Source organism: Streptomyces sp. NPDC036764, assembly GCF_055609385.1.
This window is the reverse complement of sequence record NZ_JBVJPT010000002.1, coordinates 385,638-405,351: the sequence shown is the minus strand read 5'-3', so window position 1 is coordinate 405,351 and position 19,714 is coordinate 385,638. Positions and strand designations below refer to the sequence as shown.

The window sequence follows — 19,714 nt, the reverse complement described above, 5'->3', positions numbered from 1 at the left end:
TGTATCACTCTTCTGGGCCTGAGTGCGGAACGGGGGTGTTGTGCGTACCCACCCGTGACGAGTGGGCCCAGGATGCGAGGATGAGGGCCGTCATGACTGCTGGGTGGGGTGTGCGCACGATACGGGCCGCGGTGTTCGCGTCGGTCTGTGTGCTGCTCGCCGCCCTCGGCCACGTCCTCATGTCGGGCGAGACCGTCCCCTGGTGGACGCTGGCCGCCGGTGCCGTCCTGACGGGCGGCGCGGGCTGGTGCCTCGCCGGCCGCGAGCGCGGGCTCCCCCTGGTCGTGTCCGTCGTGGTCGCTGCCCAGGGCGGGCTGCACACGGCCTTCGAGTTCGCCCAGTCCTCCACCACCACGGCCACCGCGCACGACATGAGTTCCATGTCCGCGCACGGCGGTTCCATGTCCATGGGACACATGGGGATGGAACACATGGACATGGGCCACGACATGGGCGCCACATCCTCCTTCGGCATGTTCGCCGCCCACACCCTTGCCGCGCTCCTGTGCGGCCTGTGGCTCGGCCACGGCGAACGCGCAGCGTTCCGCATCCTGCGGGCCGTCGCCGGATGGCTGGCCGCCCCGCTGCGGCTGTCGCTCGCCCTGCCCGCACCACCGCACCGCCCACGGCTGCGTCCGCGGCGCGGGCACTCCGACCGGGCGCCGCGGCTGCTGCCGCTCGTCCACACGATCACCTCTCGGGGTCCTCCAGCAGGGATCGCTGTCATCTGAGACAGCCGGTCACCCGAGGCGCGCGACCGTGCCTCGGGCTCCGGCCGTACCTGCCGTACGGCCGTATCCCTTGCTTCCCCGGACCCATCCGGCACGGTGTGCCCGCACGTCGTACGCCGTCGTGCCCGCCTGCGTGCCGGAGTCCGGACTACCGAGAAGGAACCAGGTGATCACTCCTGCCCTGCCTTCCTCACGCCCGACCCGCGTGAGGTATTCGAAGGCGGACCACGAGGCGGACAGCACCTCCACGACCGTCTCCCGCGACGAGTCGACGACCGCGTGGGCGCTGGCCGCCGGCGGCGGTGACGCCGACGCGACCGACCGCTTCGTCCGCTCGCTGCACCGCGACGTCGTGCGCTATGTGGCGCATCTGTCCGCCGATCCGCAGGCCGCCGACGACCTGGCACAGGACACGTTCCTGCGGGCGCTCGGCAGCCTGCACCGGTTCGAGGGCCGTTCCTCGGCGCGGGCCTGGCTGCTGTCCATCGCGCGGCGCGCGGTGATCGACAGTCACCGCTACGCGGCCGTCCGGCCCCGGCTGTGCGACACCGACGACTGGACGCTGGTGGCGGAGCGCGCCCAGCCGACCGGCCTGCCCGGTTTCGATGACGGCATCGCGCTGCTCGACCTGCTGGACGCGCTGCCCGACGAGCGCCGCGAGGCGTTCGTCCTGACGCAGATGGTGGGCCTGCCGTACGCGGAGGCGGCCGAGATGAGCGACTGTCCCGTCGGCACGGTCCGCTCGCGCGTGGCACGCGCCCGGGCGACCCTCGTCGAGCTGCTGGCGGAGGCAGAGACCGCGGTCGCGGACGACGCCGTGGCCCTCGCCGAACCGGCGGTTGCCGTGGCCCTTGCCGAACCGGCCACCGTGGCCATGGCCGAACCGCCCGCCGTGGCCATGGCCGAACCGGCCGTCGTGGCGGCCTGACTCCGAATCCGGTGTCGGTTCACCCTGCCGGGAACCGACACCGGGTTCGCCCCGACTACTGGTTCGGGCGGCGGCGAAATCCGCCCGTACGACCAGTGGATACAGGGGAGTTTGCGATGCGTTCTCGTGTGGGGCGGGCCATGACGGCCGCGGTGCTCGGCGGCCTGCTGGCGACAGGCTGCGGCAGCGGGAACGACGAGACGGCGAGTCCGGCCGCCGGCAAGGGCGACTCAGCGGACCATCCGGTCACCGTCACCGACTGCGCGGGCGCCGAGACCACCTTCACCTCCGCTCCGCAGCGCATCGTCACGAGCAATGCCTCCAGCCTCGAACTGCTGCTCCGGCTGGGTGCCGGGGACCGGGTCGCCGGCACCGGCTTCCCGCCCGGCAAGGGCACCCTGCCGGACGAACTCGACGCGCGGGCGCAGCAGGTGAAGGTGCTCGGCGAGACCGTGATCCCCAAGGAGAAACTCCTCGGATCCGGCGCCGACCTGTACATCGACACCTTCGCCTCGATGAACATGGGCGGCGGCATGGGGGACGCGCCGACCGAGGCGGAGTTCAAGGCCGCCGGCATCAAGCACATCTTCCTCAAGTCCACGGCGTGCGCCGCCATGAGCAAGAGCCCGGTCACCGACCTGTCCGCCGTAGAGGACGACATCACCTCCCTCGGCGCCGTCACCGGCACGAGCGCCAGGGCCGGGGAACTCGTCGCCGGCATGAAGAAGAAGGTGGACGCCGTCCGCGAGGCGGTCGGCACCACGCCCGAGGGGAAGCGGCCCACGTACTTCTTCTTCGACTACGACGCCGGCACCAAGCAGCCCATGGCCGTCTGCAACCGCCAGGTCGCCAACGCCGTCATCACGCTCGCCGGGGCGCGCAACGTCTTCGCCGACTGCGACGGTGACTACAAGCAGGTCGGCTGGGAGGACGTGATCGCGAAGAATCCGGACTGGATCCAGCTCGGGGTGCGCGACCGGGGCAGCGAGGCCGCGAACGACAAGGCCTACGACGAGGCCCGCAAATGGCTGGAGACGAACGCCGCGACCAGGGGCCTGAAGGCCGTCGAGAAGGGCCGCTTCCTGCGCATCGGCTCCGAGCGGACCACCATCGCCGGGGTCGCCAACGCCGACACCGTCGAGGAGATCGCGAAGACGCTGTACCCCGGCAAGGTCGGCTGACCGTGCTCGACACCATGGTGCGCCGGAAGGGCACGGCGGATCCGCAGGAGCGCACCCGGACGCGCTCCGTGCCGGCCGCGCCGCTGGCAGTCGCCCTCGCCCTGGCCCTGTTCGCCGCTCTCACCGCGGCCGTGTCCTGGGGCTCGACGTCCATCCCGGCCGGTGAGGTGTGGAGTGTCGTCGGGCGGCGCCTGTCCGGCGAGGCGCCGCGCCCCGGCACCGACGACCTGATCGTCTGGCAACTCCGGGTGCCCCGCGCCCTGCTGGCGGCACTCGTCGGCGCGGGTCTCGGTCTCGTCGGCACGGCGATGCAGGCCCTCGTACGCAATCCGCTGGCCGACCCGTACTTCCTGGGCATCTCCAACGGGGCGTCCCTCGGAGCGGTCGCCGCGATCGTGCTCGGCTTCGGCACGGGCGGCGCGCTCGGTCTGGGGCTGTCGGGCGCCGCGTTCGCGGGTGCCCTCGCCACCTTCGCGCTGGTGTGGGCGGTGGCCCGGCGCCGGGGCGGATTCGCACCGCTGCGGCTGGTGCTGGCCGGAGTGGCGATCGGGCAGTTCCTGTCCGGGTTCACCAGCTACCTGGTGCTCCAGGCCGGCGACGAGCAGCAGACCCACAGCGTGCTCTTCTGGCTCATGGGCAGCCTGAGCGGCGCGAGTTGGCCGCTGCTCGCCGCCCCCGCGGTCGCCGTACCCGTCACGCTGGTGTGGCTCCAGGCGCGTGCCCGGGGCCTGAACGCCCTCATCATGGGCGACGAGACCGCGGCCGGGCTCGGCGTCGACGCAACCCGCCTGCGCCGGGAACTGTTCACCCTCACCAGCCTGCTGACCGGCGTACTCGTCGCCGTCTCCGGCGCCATCGCCTTCGTCGCGCTCATGGTGCCGCACGCCTGCCGCCTGATCGTCGGCGGTGACCACCGCCGCCTGCTGCCCGTCTCGGCGCTGTTCGGCGCGCTGCTGCTGGTCGTGGTCGACATCGTGTGCCGCACGGCCATGGACACCCAGGAGCTCCCGGTCGGCGTGGTCACGTCCCTCATCGGGGCACCGGCGCTGCTGTATCTGCTGGACCGGCGGTTGGGGAGCGGCAGTTGAGGATCTGGGGGAGTACGACTTGAGGATCGACATCGAGGACCTGGAAGTCGCCTACGCCGGCCGCACGGTCGTCGCGGGCGCCCGGCTGATCGCCGCCGAGGGTGAGATCACCGGTCTCGTCGGTCCGAACGGCAGCGGCAAGTCCACACTCCTGCGCACCGTCTACCGGCATCTGAAGCCGGCCGCCGGCCGGGTCCTGCTGTCCGGCACCGACCTGCGCCGGCTGAGCCCCGCCGCGGCGGCCCGCCATGTCGCGGCACTCCCGCAGGAGCGGGGCGGCGACTTCGAGCTGACCGTCCGCGAGGTCGTCGCCATGGGCCGTACGCCCTACAAGCGGGCCTTCGCCGGGGAGGACGCCACCGACCGGGACGTCGTCGCCCGCGCCCTCGCGGACGTCGGCATGGAGCGGTACACCGGGCGCCGCTTCATGGAACTGTCCGGCGGCGAGCGCCAACGCGTCCTGCTGGCCCGCGCCTTCGCCCAGCAGCCGGACGTCCTGGTGCTGGACGAGCCGACCAACCACCTCGACATCCGGCACCAGGTCGAACTGCTCGCCCTGCTGCGGGCGGGCCGCCGGACGACGCTGGTGTCGCTGCACGACCTCAACGCCGCCGCCTCCGTCTGCGACCGGCTGCACGTCCTGCACGACGGCAACGTCGTCGCCTCGGGCCCGCCGCGCGAGGTGCTGCAACCCGCGCTGCTGGCCGAGGTGTTCGGCGTACGGGCGACCGTCGTGGACCATCCGCTGACCGGAGACCCGCTGATCGCCTTCGATCACCGGGCCCCGGCGGACGGGCCGGACGACGTCGACGGCCCCGGCACGGCCTTCGGCGCCGGTGTCCCCATTTCGGCCCCGAGCGGTGTCCCGGGGGCTGATCCCGGGCGGTCACACCGGTGAGCGCCCACGATCGCGAAAGGCAGTGAACCATGAGCGACATCAAGGGAATTGACAGCACGGCCGGCATCGAAGGTGTCGGCGGCCCGGACCCCGTGGCGACCTTCTGCGGCGACTGCGACTGCGGCTGTCCGCAACTGTTCGTCGACCCCGCCGCCCCGGCCGAGCGCCGGGTGGTCCTCACGGACGACTTCGGGCAGCGGGTGCAGATGAGCGCGGACCAGTTCTCGTCGCTGGTCGCGGAGGCCAAGTCCGGCAAGCTGGACGGCATCGGCGCGCCCTGATGCCGCAGTACCCGGACGGACTCCGCACGGCCACCGGGACGGACTCCGCATTCTTCATATTTCCTGCCATTTCCGGGAACTGAGCCCTCAGCGCCCCCGACCTCTGGAAGTGAGGCTGCCGTACGGCGGCCGGTCAGGAGAGGGAGGGGGCGAGGGTGACGGACCGCTGGGTTCTCGTGGCCGTCGCGGGCGCGCTGTCGTTCGTGGCCATGCTCGACATGAACATCGTCAACGTGGCGCTGGCCGACATCTCCACGGGACTGCACGTCTCGCCCGCGACGGCGCAATGGGCGGTGCTGGGTTATCAACTTCCCGTCGTCGCCCTGTTGTTGCCGGTCGGCAGATGGCTGGACGGCTCGGGCACGCGCCCCGCGCTGCTGGCGGCGACCGCCGGGTTCGCGACGTGCGGTGTTCTCGCCGCGGCGGCTCCCTGGGCGGCCTGGCTGACGGCGGCCCGCATCGGGCAGGGCGTGTGTGCGGCGGTGCTGTTCGTGCTGATGCCGGTGCTGGTGATCCGCGCCGTACGTCCCGAGGCACGTGGCCGGGCGATGAGCGTGCCCGCGACGCTCGGCCCGCTCGGCGCCATGACGGGACCAGCGGTGGGCGGGCTGCTCCTGGATCACCTGGGCTGGCGCTGGGTCTTCCTGGTCAAGCTTCCGTTCTGCCTGCTGGCCCTCGTCCTGACCTGGAAGGCGATGCCCGACGACGGCGCGTTGCGCGCGCCGGACCGGCGGTTCCTGGCCGACACGCTGCTCGTGGGCGGCGGGCTGGCCATGCTGCTGCTCGCCCTGACGCTGGGAGACGGCCGTCCGCCGTGGTCCCTGCTCGCACTCGCCGCGCTGGTGCCGCTGTGGCGGTGGCTGCGCGGGCCCGGTGGCCGTCCGGTGACCGGAGTCCTGCGGGCGGCGGGGTTGTTCCGGGCGCACGGCGCGGTCCTCGCGCTGGCGGCGGCCTTCGCCGCCATGCACTACGTCGTCGCCCTGCACCTCCAGCGGGACGAGGGAGTCAGCGCCACCGCGACCGGCCTGACCGTGCTCGCCTTCCCGCTCGGCATGGGGCTGGCCGGACCCGTCGGCGGTCGGCTCGCGGACCGGTACGGCCCTCGGCTCCTCGCGGTCACCGGTGCCGCGTTCACCGCAGCCGGACTCCTCCTGCTGATTCCGCTCGGCGACGGCTGGTCCCCGCCGGACGTGGCCTGGCGGCTGGCGCTGGCCGGCCTCGGCATGGGATTGAGCGGCGGCCCGACGCAGGCCCTCGTCATGGGCGCCGCCCCGCCGGGGCGGACCGCCACCGTCGGATCGACCGTGCAGGTCGCCCGCAGCCTCGGCTTCACGCTCGGCCCCGCACTCGCCACCGCGGCGTGGGCCCTGGCCGGGTCCGACGGCGGCGCGCGGGCCGGGCTGACGCTCGCCGCCGCGGCCGCCTGTCTCGCCGTACCCCTGCTCGCGCTGCCCGGCCGGCCGGGCGCGGCCGTGCCCGAGCGGACCACCGACACCGTCCCGACCTGATCCAGGAGTTCCCCATGTGCGGAATCACCGGCTGGGCGTCCTTCCACCACGACGCCCGCACCCAGGCCCCGGTCATCGAGGCCATGACCGCCGAGCTCTCCCCACGCGGCCCCGACGCCGGGGGCGTGTGGCTGGGGGAGCGGGCCGCGATCGGCCACCGCCGCCTGGCCGTCATCGACCTCGCAGGCGGCGCACAGCCCATGACCGACCGGCCGCACACGCCCACGGCCGTGCTCAGCTACAGCGGAGAGGTCTACAACCACCACGAGCTGCGAGCCGAACTGCGCGGTCGCGGGCACCGGTTCAGCACCCGCAGCGACACCGAGGTCGTGCTGCGCGCCTACGCCGAATGGGGCGAGGGACTCACCGACCGCCTGGAGGGCATGTTCGCGTTCGCCGTCTGGGACGAGCGAGCCCAGCGGCTGCTCCTCGTCCGTGACCGGCTCGGCGTCAAACCGCTGTTCTGGGCGGCCGTCGACGGCGGTCTGGCCTTCGCCTCCGAGCCCAAGGCCCTCTTCCGGCACCCCGAGATACGGCCCCGCGTCGACGCGGACGGGCTCCGGGAGGCGTACGGCCTGCTGTTTAACACCGGGCCGACCGTGTGGTCCGGGGTACGGGAGGTGGAGCCGGGCGGCCTGCTCGTCCTGGACCGCGACGGCATCCGCGAACGCCGCTACTGGCAACTGGAGGCCGGCGCGCACGAGGACGACCGGGACGCCACCGTCGAGCGGATCGGCAACCTGGTCGGCGCCGCCGCCCGCGGTCAGTTGGAGGCCGACGTACCGCTGTGCAGCCTGCTGTCCGGCGGTATCGACTCCACCGTCCTGACCGCTCTGCTCGCCGACGAACTCCAGCTTCGCGAGGGCCCGGAGGCCCGCATCCGCTCCTACGCCGTCGACTACAGCGACCAGGCCGAGCAGTTCACCGGCGACGTCCTGCGCACCGGCCACGACACGCCGTACGCCATCGAGGCGGGCGCGTTCATCGGCACCGACCACAGCACGGTCGTACTGGATCCGCGCACCCTGCTCGACCCCGAGCACCGCAAGGCCGTCGTGGTGGCCCGCGACTCACCGATCGGCGTCGGCGACATGGACACCTCGCTGTACCTGCTGTTCGGGGAGATACGACGGCACTCCACCGTCGCCCTGTCGGGCGAGGCCGCCGACGAGGTCTTCGGCGGCTACCCCTGGTTCCACAACCCCCGGGCGCTCGCCGCCGACACCTTCCCCTGGCTGCTGGTCACCGGCGACGAGGCCGCCATGCCACTCAACCCCGAACTCGACCTGCGGATCGGCGAGTTCCGCGACGACACCTACCGCACCGCCCTGGCCGCCGTGCCCCACCTAGACGGCGAGAGCCACGCCGAGCACCGGCAACGCGAGATGCAGCACCTGTCCCTGACCCGCTGGCTGCGCCAACTCCTGCACCGCAAGGACCGGTTGAGCATGGCGCGGGGACTGGAGGTCCGCGTCCCGTACTGCGACCACCGGCTCGTCCAGTACGCCTTCGACGTGCCCTGGGCGCTGAAGAGCTTCGACGGCCGGGAGAAGAGCCTGCTGCGCGCCGCCGGAGCGGGACTGGCACCCGACTCCGTACTGCACCGCCCCAAGAACCACTACCCGGCCACCCACCACCCCGACTACAACCGCGGACTTCAGGACCTGGCCCGTGACGCCCTGTCCGTCCAGCAGGTCCGCGCACTGGCCGACGAGGCCCGCATCAAGCCCTGCCTCGACACTCCGCCCGAACACCTGGAATGGGGCCACCGGCTCCGCCTCGAACGCGTCGTCGACCTCGCCCTGTGGCTGGACCACCACCAGCCCGAACTCGCCCTCTGAGGAGCGCCACCAGCCATGACCACCCACGACTCGCAGCCACTCACCGACCCGGTACCGCTGATGGGCTGCCCGTACAAGGCCGACCCCTATCCGCTGTACGAGCGGATGCGCGACGCCGGGCCGGTGCATCCGGTCCTCTTCCCCAGCGGGGTCCGGGCCTGGCTCGTCACCGGATACGACGCCGCCCACGCCGCGCTCAACGACGACCGGCTCGGCAAGAACCACGACCGGGGCAACGACCGCTGGCGCGAGCGTGCCTCGATCATGCCCGAGCCGCAGCACTCCCAGCTCCAGGTCCATCTCCTGCACCAGGACCCGCCGAAGCACACGCACATGCGGCGCTTCGTCACGGACGCGTTCACGCCGCGCCGCGTCGAGGCACTGACGCCGCGCTTCCAGGAGCTGGCCGACACGCTCGTCGACGCCCTCCCGGAGCGCGGCCCTGCCGACCTCGTCGCCGGATTCGCCGCCCACTTCCCCTTCCGGGTACTCGCCGAAGTCATCGGCCTGCCGGGCGAGTTGGCTGCCCGCTTCGACCGGGACTGGGGCAAGGTCGTCCAGCCGGTCGGGCCGACGGACCCGGGGCGGCCTCGGTACGAAGCCCGGCTGCACGGCCTTCAGAGCTATATCGCCGAGGTCGTCGCCCACAAGCGCGAGCACGGGGACGGCGATCTGCTCGGCCGTCTCGTCGCGGCCCGCGACCAGGGCGAACTGTCCCGGGAAGAGCTGGACTCGATGATCTTCCAGCTACTGGTGGCCGGCCAGGAACCGGTCACCAACCAGATCACGACGGCCCTGATCGCCCTGTTCCGCCACCCCGGGCAGCTCGTCCGGCTGCGCCACGACCCCGGCCTGATGCCCCGCGCGGTCGAGGAACTCCTGCGCCACGACAGCGCCTTCGAGCTCACCACCTGGCGCTTCTTCGACCAGGACAGCGACCTGTACGGCACCCGGATCCCGGCCGGGGACTCCGTGATCGTCTCCCTGTGCGCGGCCAACCGCGACCCGCGCCGTTTCCCCGACCCCGACACCCTCGATCTCGACCGCAGCCCCAACCCCCACCTCGCCTTCGGTCACGGCATCCACTTCTGCCCCGGCGCCGCCCTCGCCCGCGCCGAACTCCGTGTCGCCCTCGGCACGTTGCTGGCCCGCCTGTCCGGCCTGCACCTCGCCGTCGCGGACGAGGACATCGAGTGGATCCCGTCCGTCCTGGGCCGCGGCACGCACCACCTGCCCGTCGGCTACGACCGACGGCTGTGAGGCCGGCCCCGGCCGACCCCGCCCCCTTGAACGACCCGCGCCCTGACCGACCTGCCCTTTGACCGGGCCGCGCCCGTCCCGTCGAGGCGCCGTCCCGCCCTGCCCGCTGACCGACCGCGCCCGCTGACCGGCCGCGCCCGCCCGTCGAGGCGCCGCCCCGCCCTGCCCCCTGACCGACCCCGCCCGCTGACCGACCGCGCCCGTCCCGCCGAGGCGCCACCCCGCCCTGCCCGCACACCCGTGGAGGAACGACATGCCGCTGACCACCGCACCGGACACCCTCCCCCGAACCACCGGCGCGAGGATCCTGGACCTGCTTCTCGCCCACCACCGCACGACGGACCCGTCTCACGCCACGGCCGAGGCGTTCCCCCACCAACTGCGCCGGATCACCGACTACGTCCGCCAGGACGCCCCCATCGTCCTCACCCTGCCCGGCTTCCCCTGCAAGTCGCCCAACCCGGCCAAGACCCTGGGCCACCTGCCGGACATGGGCGAACGCCTCTCCCTCGCCTTCCTCGACACCCTGTGCGCCGAGATCGAGGAGATCCACCCACCCGGCGCGCAGGTCGTCATCTGCTCCGACGGCCATGTCTTCGGCGACCTGATCGGCGTCCCCGACGCGCACATCGACGCCTACGCGGACGAACTGCGCGCCCTGATCCGGGAGTCGGACCTGCGCCGCCTCTCCGTCTTCGACCTGCGCGACGTCCTCGGCGACCTCCCGCACGACGCCAAACGCGCCCACGTCCACGACCGCTACGCCCCCACCATGGACGCCCTGCGCGCCGAGGTCCGCACCGACCCGCAGACCCTCGCCCTGTACCGGGGCATCACCCGCTTCCTCGTCGAGGACACCACCGGCTTCACCGGCACCCGCTCCGCCCTCCAACGCGAGTGCCGCAAACGGGCGTACGGCGTCATCCAGCGCAGCCGGGCCTGGGGCCGGCTCATCGGCGATCACCATCCGCGCGCCGTACGCCTGTCGATCCACCCCCAGTTGGTCGGTGCCGCCAAGTTCGGCATCCGGCTGCTCGACGCGCCCGACGTGTGGACGACGCCCTGGCACTCCGTCGCCCTGCGCGAGGCCGACGGAAGCTGGACCCTCATGCCCCACGCCAGGGCGCGACGCCTCGGGCGGCTGGTCCACCGCGACGGCAGACCCAGCCACTTCGAGCGGGCGTGACGGCTCAGCGCCGCCCGGCCGCCGTCCGCAGATAGGTGCCGAGCCGGGCGATGGCCGACGGATTGCGCGGGCTCTCGACCAGGTCGACGTAGTCCAGGACGAAGATCCGCTTGTGCTTGACGGCGGAGACGTTGCGCAGCGGCCCGTAGGAGAGCAGGAACTTCTTCTTCTGCTCGGCGCTCACATCGCCGTAGTCGCAGATCACGATGACGTCCGGGTCCCGCTCCACGACGGTCTCCCAGCCCACGGTGGTCCACGAGTCCGCGACGTCGCGCATGATGTTCGTCCCGCCGGCCTCGCTGATGATCTGCTCCGGGGCGGCGAAGCGGCCCGACGTGAAGGGCTGGTCCTGTCCGCTGTCGTACAGGAACACCTTCGGCCGCGCGGCACCCTCGGGAGACTTCGCCCGCACTTCAGCAACCTGCTTCTTGAAGTCGGCGATCAGCGCGGCGGCCCGCTTCTCGACGCCGAACAGCTTCCCGAGGTTGGTGAGGTCGGCGTACAAGGCGTCCAGCGGCGGCATGATGCCGCGCGAGCTGTCCGTGCGGCCGTTGCGGCAGGACTCGGTGAGGACGTACGAGGGGATGCCGAGCTTGTTGAGCGCCTCGGGCGTGAAGCCGCCGTCCTCACGGAAGCCGTAGTTCCAGCCGGCGAAGACGAGGTCGGCGCGGGCGTCGAGGACGTTCTCCTTGGTGAGCTGGTCCTTCGACAGCCACTTCACCTTGTCGTAGCCGTCCTTCCAGGGCACGCCCCTCAGGTCGCCCTTGTCGTCGGGCATGGCGAACCCGGCCATGCGGTCCTCCAGACCGAGCGCGAACATCAGCTCGGTGATACCGACGTCGTTGGTGACCACCCGCTCGGGCACCTTGTCGTACGTCACCTCCCGGCCGCAGTTGGTGAGGGTGACCGCGGACGACTTCGCGTCCGTCGGCTTCTCCACCGTGGCCCCGCACCCGGTCGCGGTGACCGTCGCGGCGAGGCAGAGGGCGGTGGCTAGGAGCTTGCGCATGTGGTTCCTTGGGGGAGGAGGTCGAACAGGAGCTGGACCGCGCCGGTCTCGGGGTGCCGTACCGGATGGGCACGGACCCCGAAGACGTCGGCGAGCAGGTCGGGTCGCAGGACGTCGTGCGGCGGGCCCGACGCGACGATCCGGCCGCTGGCGACGACGTACAGGACGTCGCAGTGCGCGGCGGCGAGGTTGAGGTCGTGCAGCGCGGCCAGCACGGTCAGGCCGCTGGAGCGCACCAGGGACAGCACGTCCAACTGGTGGGCGATGTCGAGGTGGTTGGTGGGCTCGTCCAGGACGAGCACCTTCGGCTGCTGGGCGAGCGCCCGCGCGATGAGCACGCGCTGTTTCTCGCCGCCGGACAGGGCAAGGAACCCGCGCCCGGCGAGATGGGCGACTCCGGTCCGTTCCATGGCGGCCGCGCAGATCTCCCGGTCGGAGGCGGCCGTACGGCCCGGGTGCGGCAGCCGCCCCATGGCCACTACCTCGGCGACGGTGAAGTCGAACTCGGCCGACGACTCCTGCGGCAGCGCGGCCAGCACCCGGGCCGTCTGCCTGGGCGCCATGGCGTGCACGTCGTCCCCGTCGAGCCGCACCACGCCCGCGGCCGGACGCAGCGCCCGGTACACACAGCGCAGCAGCGTGGACTTGCCGCTGCCGTTCGGGCCGACGAGACCGACGAACGCCCCGCTGTCCACGGCGAGTCGGATGTCGTCGACCAGTCGTGCCCCGGCCGCCTCGACCGTGACGCCCTCGATGCTGAGCCGCATGGTCACCGGCCCCCGAACGCGTAGCCGCCGCGCCGCATCAGCAGCACGAACGCGGGCACGCCGACGACGGCCGTGATCACGCCGACGGGCAGTTCGGCGGGCGCGAGGAGGAGCCGGGACAGCAGGTCCGCCCACACCAGCAGCACCGCCCCGGCGAGCGGCGCCACGGCCAGCACCCGCCGGTGATCGGCGCCCACCAGCATCCGGACGACGTGCGGCACCATCAGCCCCACGAACCCGATGGCCCCGCTGACCGCGACCACGGTTCCGGTCACGGCGGCCGTGACGAGGAACAACTCCCTGCGCAGCCACGCCGGTTGGACGCCGAGCGCCGCGGACGTCTCGTCCCCCATGGCGAGGGCGTTGAGCGACTCGGCCCGCAGGCGCAGCCACGCCCACCCGGCCGCCACGGTCACCGCCGCGAGCGGCACCTGGGCCCAGGTCGCGCCGCCCAGACTCCCGAGCAGCCACATGATCGCCGACCGGGCCGCCTCGCCGCGGGCCGCGCCGAACACCATGACGGTGGTGACGGCCTCGAAGCCGTACGCCAGTGCCGTCCCGGTCAGGATCAGCCGCAGCGGGGTGAGTCCGTGCGGGGAGCGGGCCATGGCGTACACCAGCGCCGTCGCCGCGAGTGCCGACGCGAAGGCGGACAAAGACAGCGCCCAGACTCCCAGCCCCGCGAACACGCCCAGCAGGATCACGGCGTTGGCGCCCACCGCGGCGCCCGAGGAGATGCCCAGCACGAACGGGTCGGCGAGCGCGTTGCGCACCATCGCCTGCACGGCGACACCGACGGCCGCGAGCCCCGCCCCGACGACCGCGCCGAGCACGACGCGCGGCAGCCGGATCTCCCAGACGATGGTGTACGCGGCGACGTCCCCGGCGTCGAGGGTCCCGCCGGTCAGCCCGGCCCCGAGCAGCCGGAAGACGTCCACCCACCCGATCCCGGCGGCCCCGAGCCCCACGCCGCACACCAGCGACACGAGCAGCAGCAGCGTCAGCCCGAGGACGAGCGGTAGGACGGGGAGACGGGCCGTACCGGATCCAGGGGTGGATATCCGTGGCGTACTTCGGTGCACGGGCGGGCGGTCCTTCGCCTGGGGCCGCCTGTGAACATCGAGCAGGAGGCAGCCCGCACGACCGTGCCGGTCGCGCGGTCCCCTCTCGCAGTCCGCGGCGAGCAGTCAACGGGTCGCACCAACCACGGGCGATCGGGCTCACGCGACGACCAGGAGGGTCCTCGCACACACCGTTGCGGGTCAGCGCCGGATTCTCACCGGACTTCCCCCGCGGAAGGCCCGGGGAGCGTAACAGACGGGAGTACGGGCCGGTGGGACAGGGGGCGCCCCTCCACGGGGGAGCGGGCGTTGTCAGTGGGCCGTGCTATCCAGGTGGAGATCTGGGAGGTGGCTCGATGCTGATCGACCCGAACACTTCGCCGGCCCACGCCGTCGTGGAGGCGATCCGGACCGGCGACGTGGGCGGGTTGCGGGACCTGCTCACCGCGCATCCGGGGCTTGCCACGGCACGGGTGGGCGACGTCAATACCGCGCGGAGCCTGCTGCACATCGCCACCGACTGGCCCGGCCACTTTCCCGACGGCCCCCGGACGGTGGCCGCGCTGGTCGCCGCCGGCGCGGACGTGAACGCCCGGTTCACCGGCGCGCACCGGGAGACCCCGCTGCACTGGGCCGCGAGCTGCGACGACGTGCCCGTCCTTGACACCCTGCTCGACCTGGGCGCGGACATCGAGGCCGACGGCGGCGTCATCGGCGACGGCACACCCCTCGCCGACGCGGTGGCCTTCGGGCAGTGGAGGTGCGCGCGGCGCCTGCTGGAGCGCGGCGCCCGCACCACCCTGTGGCAGGCCGCCGCTCTCGGCGAAGCCGACCGCGTCGCCGCCTGCTTCGCCTCCGGCACCGACCGGCCCGGGGCCGACGACGTCACCGCCGCGCTGTGGTGCGCCTGCCACGGCGGGCAGCAGCGCATCGCCGACCACCTGCTGCGACGGGGCGGTGACGTCAACTGGATCGGCTACGACCGGCTGACCGCCCTGGACGCCGCCGACCGTGAGGGCCACCACGCGCTCGTGACGTGGCTGCGCGAGCAAGGGGCGAAGTCCGCCGAGGAGTTGGTCTGACGCCGGGCACAGGGCCACACCTTCGACGTGCGGGGGCCCACTCCGGGGTGAAGACTGGGATACGGCGGGGCGGGTCCGCTCTGCCGTGTATCGACACATCGGTACATCGGAAAATCGATACAGCGAATCGATACAACGACACGAGGTGCGAACGGATCCGCGCACCACGCCCCCGCAGCCCGCCCGGACGTCACGCGCCGTCATCCGTCCGCGGCTCAGCGTCCTGACACAGGGAGCCGGCCATGGGCGGCATCAACGGAACAGCACTGGAAGGTCTGCGCGAGGCGCTGCGGGGACCCGTGATCACTGCGCACGACCCCGGCTACGACGAGGCCCGCGCGCTCTACAACGCCATGATCGACCGGCGCCCCGCGGCCATAGCGCAGTGCGTGGACGTCGCCGACGTGCGGACGGTGATCTCCGCCGCCAGGGACACCGGAGTCGAGCTCGCGGTGCGCGGCGGCGGCCACAGCGGACCCGGCCTGTCCATGGTCGACGACGCGCTCGTCCTCGACCTGTCGACCATGCGCGGAGTGCGGGTGGACCCGGGCACCATGACCGCACAGGTCGCCGGGGGTGCCCAACTGGGCGACCTCGACCACGCGGCCCACACCTTCGGCCTGGGCGTGCCCGCCGGCATCATCTCGATGACGGGCGTGGGCGGCCTCACCCTCGGCGGCGGCCACGGCCATCTGACCCGCAAGTACGGCCTGACCGTCGACAGCCTGCTGTCCGCCGACGTCGTCCTCGCCGACGGAACCTTCCTCACCGCGTCCGAGGACGAGCACCCCGACCTGTTCTGGGCACTGCGGGGCGGCGGCGGGAACTTCGGCGTCGTCACGTCGTTCACCTTCCGGCTGCACCCGGTGGGCACCGTCGGGGTCGCGGTCACGGTATGGCCGGTCGACCGCACGCCCGAAGTGCTGCGCTGGTACCGGGAGTTCCTGCCCGCCGCGCCGCAGGACCTGAACGGCTTCTTCACCCTGTTCACCATCCCGCCCGGACCGCCGTTCCCCGAGGAGATCCACGGGCAGAAGATGTGCGGCGTCGTCTGGTGCTACACCGGCGACCCGGCGGACGACAGCCTGGAGCAGGCGCTCGCCCCGGTGAACGAACCGGCGCCGCCCGCCTTCCACTTCACCACGCCCATGCCCTACCCGGCCCTTCAGGGCATGTTCGACGAGCTGATCCCGAAGGGCTACCAGTGGTACTGGCGCGGCGACTTCTTCGACACGATCTCCGACGCCTCGATCGACGTCCACCACAAGTACGGCGAGAACCTCCCCAGCGAGCTGTCCCTGATGCACCTGTATCCCGTGGACGCCGCGGCCCACCAGGTCAGCGCCGACGACACGGCCTGGGCCTACCGGGACGCCGTGTGGTCCGCGGTGATCGCCGGCGTCGACCCGGACCCCGCCAACGCCGAGGCGATCAGGCAGTGGAGCGTCGACTTCTGGAGCGATCTGCATCCGCACTCCATGGGCGGCTCCTACATCAACTTCATCGGCGAGGGAGAGAGCACGGACCGCGTCCGCGCGACCTACCGAGGCCACTACGACCGGCTGGCCGCGACCAAGCACACCTACGACCCGGACAACTTCTTCCACGCCAACCAGAACATCCCGCCGGCCGCCGGCTGACGTCCCCCGCACCGTCGTTCACCCGCGAGCACCGCCTGGGGTAGGGTCCCCACGGGTGTTCGGCTACTCACTGGTAGTGCGTCGGTGCGCGGAGTGTCGGAGGGCGGCAGGGCGATGGAATCGCGGTGGGGCGAGGGCGGATCCGTGGGCGTCGACGGTACGCTTCTTCAGGATTTGACCCCCGAACCCCTGTTGACCCGCGACTACGAGACACGCCCCTCCCTCGTGTACGAGCGGCTCAGGCAGCAGCACGGACCCGTCGCACCGGTCGACCTGCTGGGTGTACCCGCGTGGCTGGTCCTCGGCTACCGCGAGGCCCTCCAGGTGCTCCAGGACGACGAGGGCTGGCCGAAGGGGCTGGAGAACTGGCGGGCCCGCACCGACGGCGAGGTGCCCGCCGACTGGCCGCTCGGACCGTCCCTGGAGGTCAACCACGTACTGATCCAGGGCGGCCCCGGATACCCTTCGCTGCGCACCGCGTGGGACGCGGCGCTCAAGCCGTTCCAGGACCCCGGCCACCCGCAGGCGAAGCGGCTGAAGGCGGCCGTCACCGCCTACGCCGACGAACTGATCACCCTCGTCGGACAGGGCGGCGGCACGGGCGTCGCGGACCTGTCCGCGCAGTTCTCGCGGCCGCTGCCGCTGATGGTGGCCAGCCACCTGCTGGGCTTCCCCGGATCGCAGGGCGACGACGCCCTGATGGACATGTGGCGGGTCCTGGACGCGGGACCGGACGCCGAGCCCGCCCTGGACCGGCTGCTGGCGACCCTCGCCGAACTGGCTGCCGTGAAGCTGGAGAAGCCGGGCGACGACTTCCCCTCCCAGTTGCTGGCCGCGCACCCCGGCCTCTCGCTCGACGAGCTGGCCCGTGAACTGTTCATGCTGCTCGGCATGACCTCCGACCACGTCGGCATCCTCATGTCCAACACCGTGGTCGAGGTCATCTCCGGCGACGGCGGCGGCGTCCGGGCGAGCCTGTCGGCCGGGATGATCCGGGAGACCATGAACCGGGTGGTCATGCGCAAGCCGCCGCTGGTGAACTTCGTCCCGCGGTTCGCCGCCGAGGACACCCCGCTCGGCAACTACACGATCCGGGCGGGTGATCCGGTGTGGGTGTCCTCCGCCGCCGCGCATGCCGACCCCCTCTTCGCCGACCATGTCGCGCCGAGCAGCACGATCAGCACCCGGGCGCACCTGTCCTGGGGCGCGGGCCCGCGTCAGTGCCCGGCCAGACAGCTCGCCTCGACGGTCGCGGCCGTCGGCGTGGGCCGGCTGTTCGAACGGTTCTCCCATCTGGAGCTCGCGCTTCCCGCCGACCAACTGCCGTGGCGCTCCTCGCCGTTCATGCGCGGCCTGCGCTCACTGCCCGTACGGTACGAACTCGCCCCGGGGACCGAGCGGCTCCCGGCACCCGGACAGGCCCCGGCCCTGTCGTCGGCGCCGGAACCGGAGGCCGCCGAGCCGGTGCTGCCGGACCGGTCCGCCCGGCAGCGCTCATCGCTGTGGCGCTATCTCACGGGGCTGATCCGGGTCGGCCGCTGACCCGGCCGGCGCCGTCCGCTCCGTGATCGACTGGAGGCTGCTCCGGCACCGGCGTACCTTCGAATGGTGGCGGGAACCGACCCCCGAGCCCCCGTCCACGGCGCGATGCGATGAGCAACCCGGAGCCGACCCACGAAGCGCGGCCCACCCCGCAGGAGACGGAGCGGAGTGATGGCCGCGGCAGCGGTATGGCGCTGCTGGTCATCGCTTCCTGCCAACTGATGGTGGTCCTCGACATCACCATCGTGAACATCGCCCTGCCGGACATCCAGCGCTCGCTCGACTTCTCCACGACCAGCCTGTCGTGGGTGGTGAACGCCTATACGCTCACCTTCGGCGGACTGCTGCTGCTCGGTGGCAGGATGGGTGACATCCTCGGCAGACGACGGGTGTTCGTCTTCGGCGTCCTGCTGTTCGTCCTCGCCTCGCTGCTCGGCGGACTCTCCCAGAACTCCTGGCAACTCCTCGCCGCCCGCGCCCTCCAGGGAGTCGGCGGCGCCATCGCGTCCCCGACCTCCCTCGCCCTGATCAGCACGACCTTCCGCGAAGGGCCCGAACGCAACCGGGCGTTCGGCGTCTTCGCCGCGGTCTCGGCGGGCGGCGGCGCGATCGGGCTGCTGATGGGCGGCATCCTGGTCGAGTGGCTGAACTGGCGCTGGGTGCTGTTCGTCAACGTGCCCATAGGGCTGCTCATCGTGCTCGCCACCCCGCGCTACATCCGGGAGTCCGAGCGCCACCCCGGGCACTTCGACATAGCGGGCGCGATGACCTCCACCATCGGCATGGTGCTGCTGGTGTACGGGTTCATCCGGGCCGCACAGGACGGCTGGCGGGACCCGCTCACCCTGGGCTCGTTCGGGGCGGCCGTCGTCTTCCTGATCCTGTTCGTCCTGGTCGAGCAGCGCTCCAGACAGCCGATCACGCCCCTGCACATGTTCGCCGACCGCAACCGTTCGGGCACGTACGGCATCATGCTGAGCCTGGCCGCAGCGATCTTCGGCATGTTCTTCTTCCTCACGCTCTTCGTGCAGGACGTGCTGGACTTCAGCCCGCTCCAGGCCGGCCTCGCCTTCCTGCCGGTGAGCGCGGTGATCGCGGTGGGCGCGGGGATCGCCTCCCAACTCCTGCCGAAATACGGACCCAAGCCGTTCATGGTGACGGGCGCGATCCTGGCCGCGGCCGGACTGTCCTGGCTGACCCTGACCGACGTCGACTCCACCTACCTCGGCAGCATCCTCGGCCCCATGCTCGTCTTCAGCCTCGGCATGGGCATGGAGTTCGTGTCCCTGACCCTGATGGCGCTGTCCAACGTGACCGTCCAGGAGACCGGGGCCGCCTCCGGACTGCTCAACGCCACACAGCAGGTGGGCGGTTCCCTCGGGCTGTCCATCCTGGTCACCACCTTCGGTACGGCCAGCAACAACGAGGCGGACAAACAGATCCCCGCCTTCCTGTCCCAGGCGACCCCGCTGGAAAGGCTGCGCTTCGAACGCACCGGGCAGCTCCCGTCGCAGTACGCCGACCAGATCCTCACCTCCGGCATATCGGCCGCCTTCATCGCGGCCGCGATCTTCACCGGGATCGCCGCGGTGATCGCCCTGCTCGTCATCCAGGTGCGCCCTTCCGACCTGGAGCGGCTCCAGGGCGGGATGCCGACGCCCTGAGATTCGGGGTGGACGTCTGTCGTTGGCACAACCGTCACCCGGTGCTC

General features: G+C 72.1%; 17 protein-coding genes. 14 read left to right on the top strand and 3 right to left on the bottom strand.

The genetic code is table 11. The features are described 5' to 3' along the window. Positions 1-92: 92 nt before the first annotated feature. The 10 genes from ACZ69Q_RS13350 (at position 93) to ACZ69Q_RS13305 (ending at position 10,902) form a co-directional block, all read left to right on the top strand. Entirely contained in the window at positions 93-731 is a 639-nt protein-coding gene (locus ACZ69Q_RS13350) for a hypothetical protein (protein WP_471041063.1), read from the top strand. Positions 732-897: 166 nt separating this feature from the next. Continuing rightward, complete coding sequence (locus ACZ69Q_RS13345; protein WP_471041062.1) at positions 898-1,659, top strand: sigma-70 family RNA polymerase sigma factor; 762 nt, start codon at positions 898-900, stop codon at positions 1,657-1,659. 116 nt (positions 1,660-1,775) lie between these two features. Continuing rightward, positions 1,776-2,840: an ABC transporter substrate-binding protein gene (locus ACZ69Q_RS13340; RefSeq protein WP_471041060.1), complete on the top strand. Its 1,065-nt coding sequence runs from the start codon at positions 1,776-1,778 to the stop codon at positions 2,838-2,840. Between the two features lie 14 nt (positions 2,841-2,854). Continuing rightward, on the top strand, positions 2,855-3,928 hold the full coding sequence (locus ACZ69Q_RS13335; protein WP_471041539.1) for a FecCD family ABC transporter permease: 1,074 nt from the start codon (positions 2,855-2,857) through the stop codon (positions 3,926-3,928). Between the two features lie 19 nt (positions 3,929-3,947). Next, the gene (locus tag ACZ69Q_RS13330) at positions 3,948-4,826 is read left to right on the top strand and encodes an ABC transporter ATP-binding protein (RefSeq protein ID WP_471041059.1); all 879 of its coding nucleotides are present in this window, start codon (positions 3,948-3,950) and stop codon (positions 4,824-4,826) included. 29 nt (positions 4,827-4,855) lie between these two features. Further along, positions 4,856-5,107, top strand: coding sequence for a hypothetical protein (locus tag ACZ69Q_RS13325; protein ID WP_471041058.1), 252 nt, complete (start codon positions 4,856-4,858; stop codon positions 5,105-5,107). Positions 5,108-5,262: 155 nt separating this feature from the next. Further along, entirely contained in the window at positions 5,263-6,615 is a 1,353-nt protein-coding gene (locus ACZ69Q_RS13320; protein WP_471041057.1) for an MFS transporter, read from the top strand. Between the two features lie 14 nt (positions 6,616-6,629). Then, entirely contained in the window at positions 6,630-8,456 is a 1,827-nt protein-coding gene (gene asnB / locus ACZ69Q_RS13315) for an asparagine synthase (glutamine-hydrolyzing) (protein WP_471041055.1), read from the top strand. A gap of 15 nt (positions 8,457-8,471) precedes the next feature. Next, on the top strand, positions 8,472-9,716 hold the full coding sequence (locus tag ACZ69Q_RS13310; RefSeq protein WP_471041054.1) for a cytochrome P450 family protein: 1,245 nt from the start codon (positions 8,472-8,474) through the stop codon (positions 9,714-9,716). 253 nt (positions 9,717-9,969) lie between these two features. Continuing rightward, positions 9,970-10,902, top strand: coding sequence for an L-tyrosine/L-tryptophan isonitrile synthase family protein (locus ACZ69Q_RS13305; protein ID WP_471041052.1), 933 nt, complete (start codon positions 9,970-9,972; stop codon positions 10,900-10,902). A gap of 4 nt (positions 10,903-10,906) precedes the next feature. Here the strand turns inward: ACZ69Q_RS13305 and ACZ69Q_RS13300 are convergent, their stop codons facing one another. The 3 genes from ACZ69Q_RS13300 to ACZ69Q_RS13290 are packed head-to-tail and all read right to left on the bottom strand — an operon-like array spanning position 10,907 to position 13,760. After that, positions 10,907-11,911 (bottom strand): ABC transporter substrate-binding protein, encoded by a 1,005-nt coding sequence (locus ACZ69Q_RS13300; protein WP_471041050.1) that lies wholly within the window; start codon positions 11,909-11,911, stop codon positions 10,907-10,909. Next, positions 11,896-12,678 carry an ABC transporter ATP-binding protein gene (locus ACZ69Q_RS13295; protein WP_471041048.1) on the bottom strand — a complete coding sequence of 261 codons (783 nt, stop codon included), beginning with the start codon at positions 12,676-12,678 and terminating at the stop codon, positions 11,896-11,898. Before ACZ69Q_RS13295 ends, ACZ69Q_RS13300 begins: the two co-directional genes overlap by 16 nt. 2 nt (positions 12,679-12,680) lie before the next feature. Further along, a complete protein-coding gene (locus ACZ69Q_RS13290) occupies positions 12,681-13,760 on the bottom strand; it encodes a FecCD family ABC transporter permease (RefSeq protein WP_471041047.1) in 1,080 nt (359 codons plus the stop codon). A gap of 335 nt (positions 13,761-14,095) precedes the next feature. On the opposite strand from ACZ69Q_RS13290, the gene ACZ69Q_RS13285 reads away from it, so the two are divergent. From ACZ69Q_RS13285 to ACZ69Q_RS13270, 4 genes are all read left to right on the top strand, one after another. Further along, the gene (locus ACZ69Q_RS13285; RefSeq protein WP_471041045.1) at positions 14,096-14,821 is read left to right on the top strand and encodes an ankyrin repeat domain-containing protein; all 726 of its coding nucleotides are present in this window, start codon (positions 14,096-14,098) and stop codon (positions 14,819-14,821) included. Positions 14,822-15,063: 242 nt separating this feature from the next. After that, complete coding sequence (locus ACZ69Q_RS13280) at positions 15,064-16,461, top strand: FAD-binding oxidoreductase (RefSeq protein ID WP_471041043.1); 1,398 nt, start codon at positions 15,064-15,066, stop codon at positions 16,459-16,461. Between the two features lie 114 nt (positions 16,462-16,575). Next, a complete protein-coding gene (locus ACZ69Q_RS13275) occupies positions 16,576-18,003 on the top strand; it encodes a cytochrome P450 (protein WP_471041042.1) in 1,428 nt (475 codons plus the stop codon). A 188-nt stretch (positions 18,004-18,191) separates the two neighbouring features. Further along, entirely contained in the window at positions 18,192-19,667 is a 1,476-nt protein-coding gene (locus ACZ69Q_RS13270) for an MFS transporter (protein ID WP_471041538.1), read from the top strand. Positions 19,668-19,714: the final 47 nt, after the last annotated feature.

Bases quoted from the DNA above. Each gene is read 5' to 3' on its own strand.
- ACZ69Q_RS13350 (WP_471041063.1), top strand. From the start codon at position 93: ATGACTGCTGGGTGGGGTGTGCGCACGATACGGGCCGCGGTGTTCGCG.
- ACZ69Q_RS13340 (WP_471041060.1), top strand. From the start codon at position 1,776: ATGCGTTCTCGTGTGGGGCGGGCCATGACGGCCGCGGTGCTCGGCGGC.
- ACZ69Q_RS13335 (WP_471041539.1), top strand. From the start codon at position 2,855: ATGGTGCGCCGGAAGGGCACGGCGGATCCGCAGGAGCGCACCCGGACG.
- ACZ69Q_RS13325 (WP_471041058.1), top strand. From the start codon at position 4,856: ATGAGCGACATCAAGGGAATTGACAGCACGGCCGGCATCGAAGGTGTC.
- asnB (WP_471041055.1), top strand. From the start codon at position 6,630: ATGTGCGGAATCACCGGCTGGGCGTCCTTCCACCACGACGCCCGCACC.
- ACZ69Q_RS13310 (WP_471041054.1), top strand. From the start codon at position 8,472: ATGACCACCCACGACTCGCAGCCACTCACCGACCCGGTACCGCTGATG.
- ACZ69Q_RS13305 (WP_471041052.1), top strand. From the start codon at position 9,970: ATGCCGCTGACCACCGCACCGGACACCCTCCCCCGAACCACCGGCGCG.
- ACZ69Q_RS13300 (WP_471041050.1), bottom strand. From the start codon at position 11,911: ATGCGCAAGCTCCTAGCCACCGCCCTCTGCCTCGCCGCGACGGTCACC.
- ACZ69Q_RS13295 (WP_471041048.1), bottom strand. From the start codon at position 12,678: ATGCGGCTCAGCATCGAGGGCGTCACGGTCGAGGCGGCCGGGGCACGA.
- ACZ69Q_RS13285 (WP_471041045.1), top strand. From the start codon at position 14,096: ATGCTGATCGACCCGAACACTTCGCCGGCCCACGCCGTCGTGGAGGCG.
- ACZ69Q_RS13280 (WP_471041043.1), top strand. From the start codon at position 15,064: ATGGGCGGCATCAACGGAACAGCACTGGAAGGTCTGCGCGAGGCGCTG.
- ACZ69Q_RS13275 (WP_471041042.1), top strand. From the start codon at position 16,576: ATGGAATCGCGGTGGGGCGAGGGCGGATCCGTGGGCGTCGACGGTACG.
- ACZ69Q_RS13270 (WP_471041538.1), top strand. From the start codon at position 18,192: ATGGCGCTGCTGGTCATCGCTTCCTGCCAACTGATGGTGGTCCTCGAC.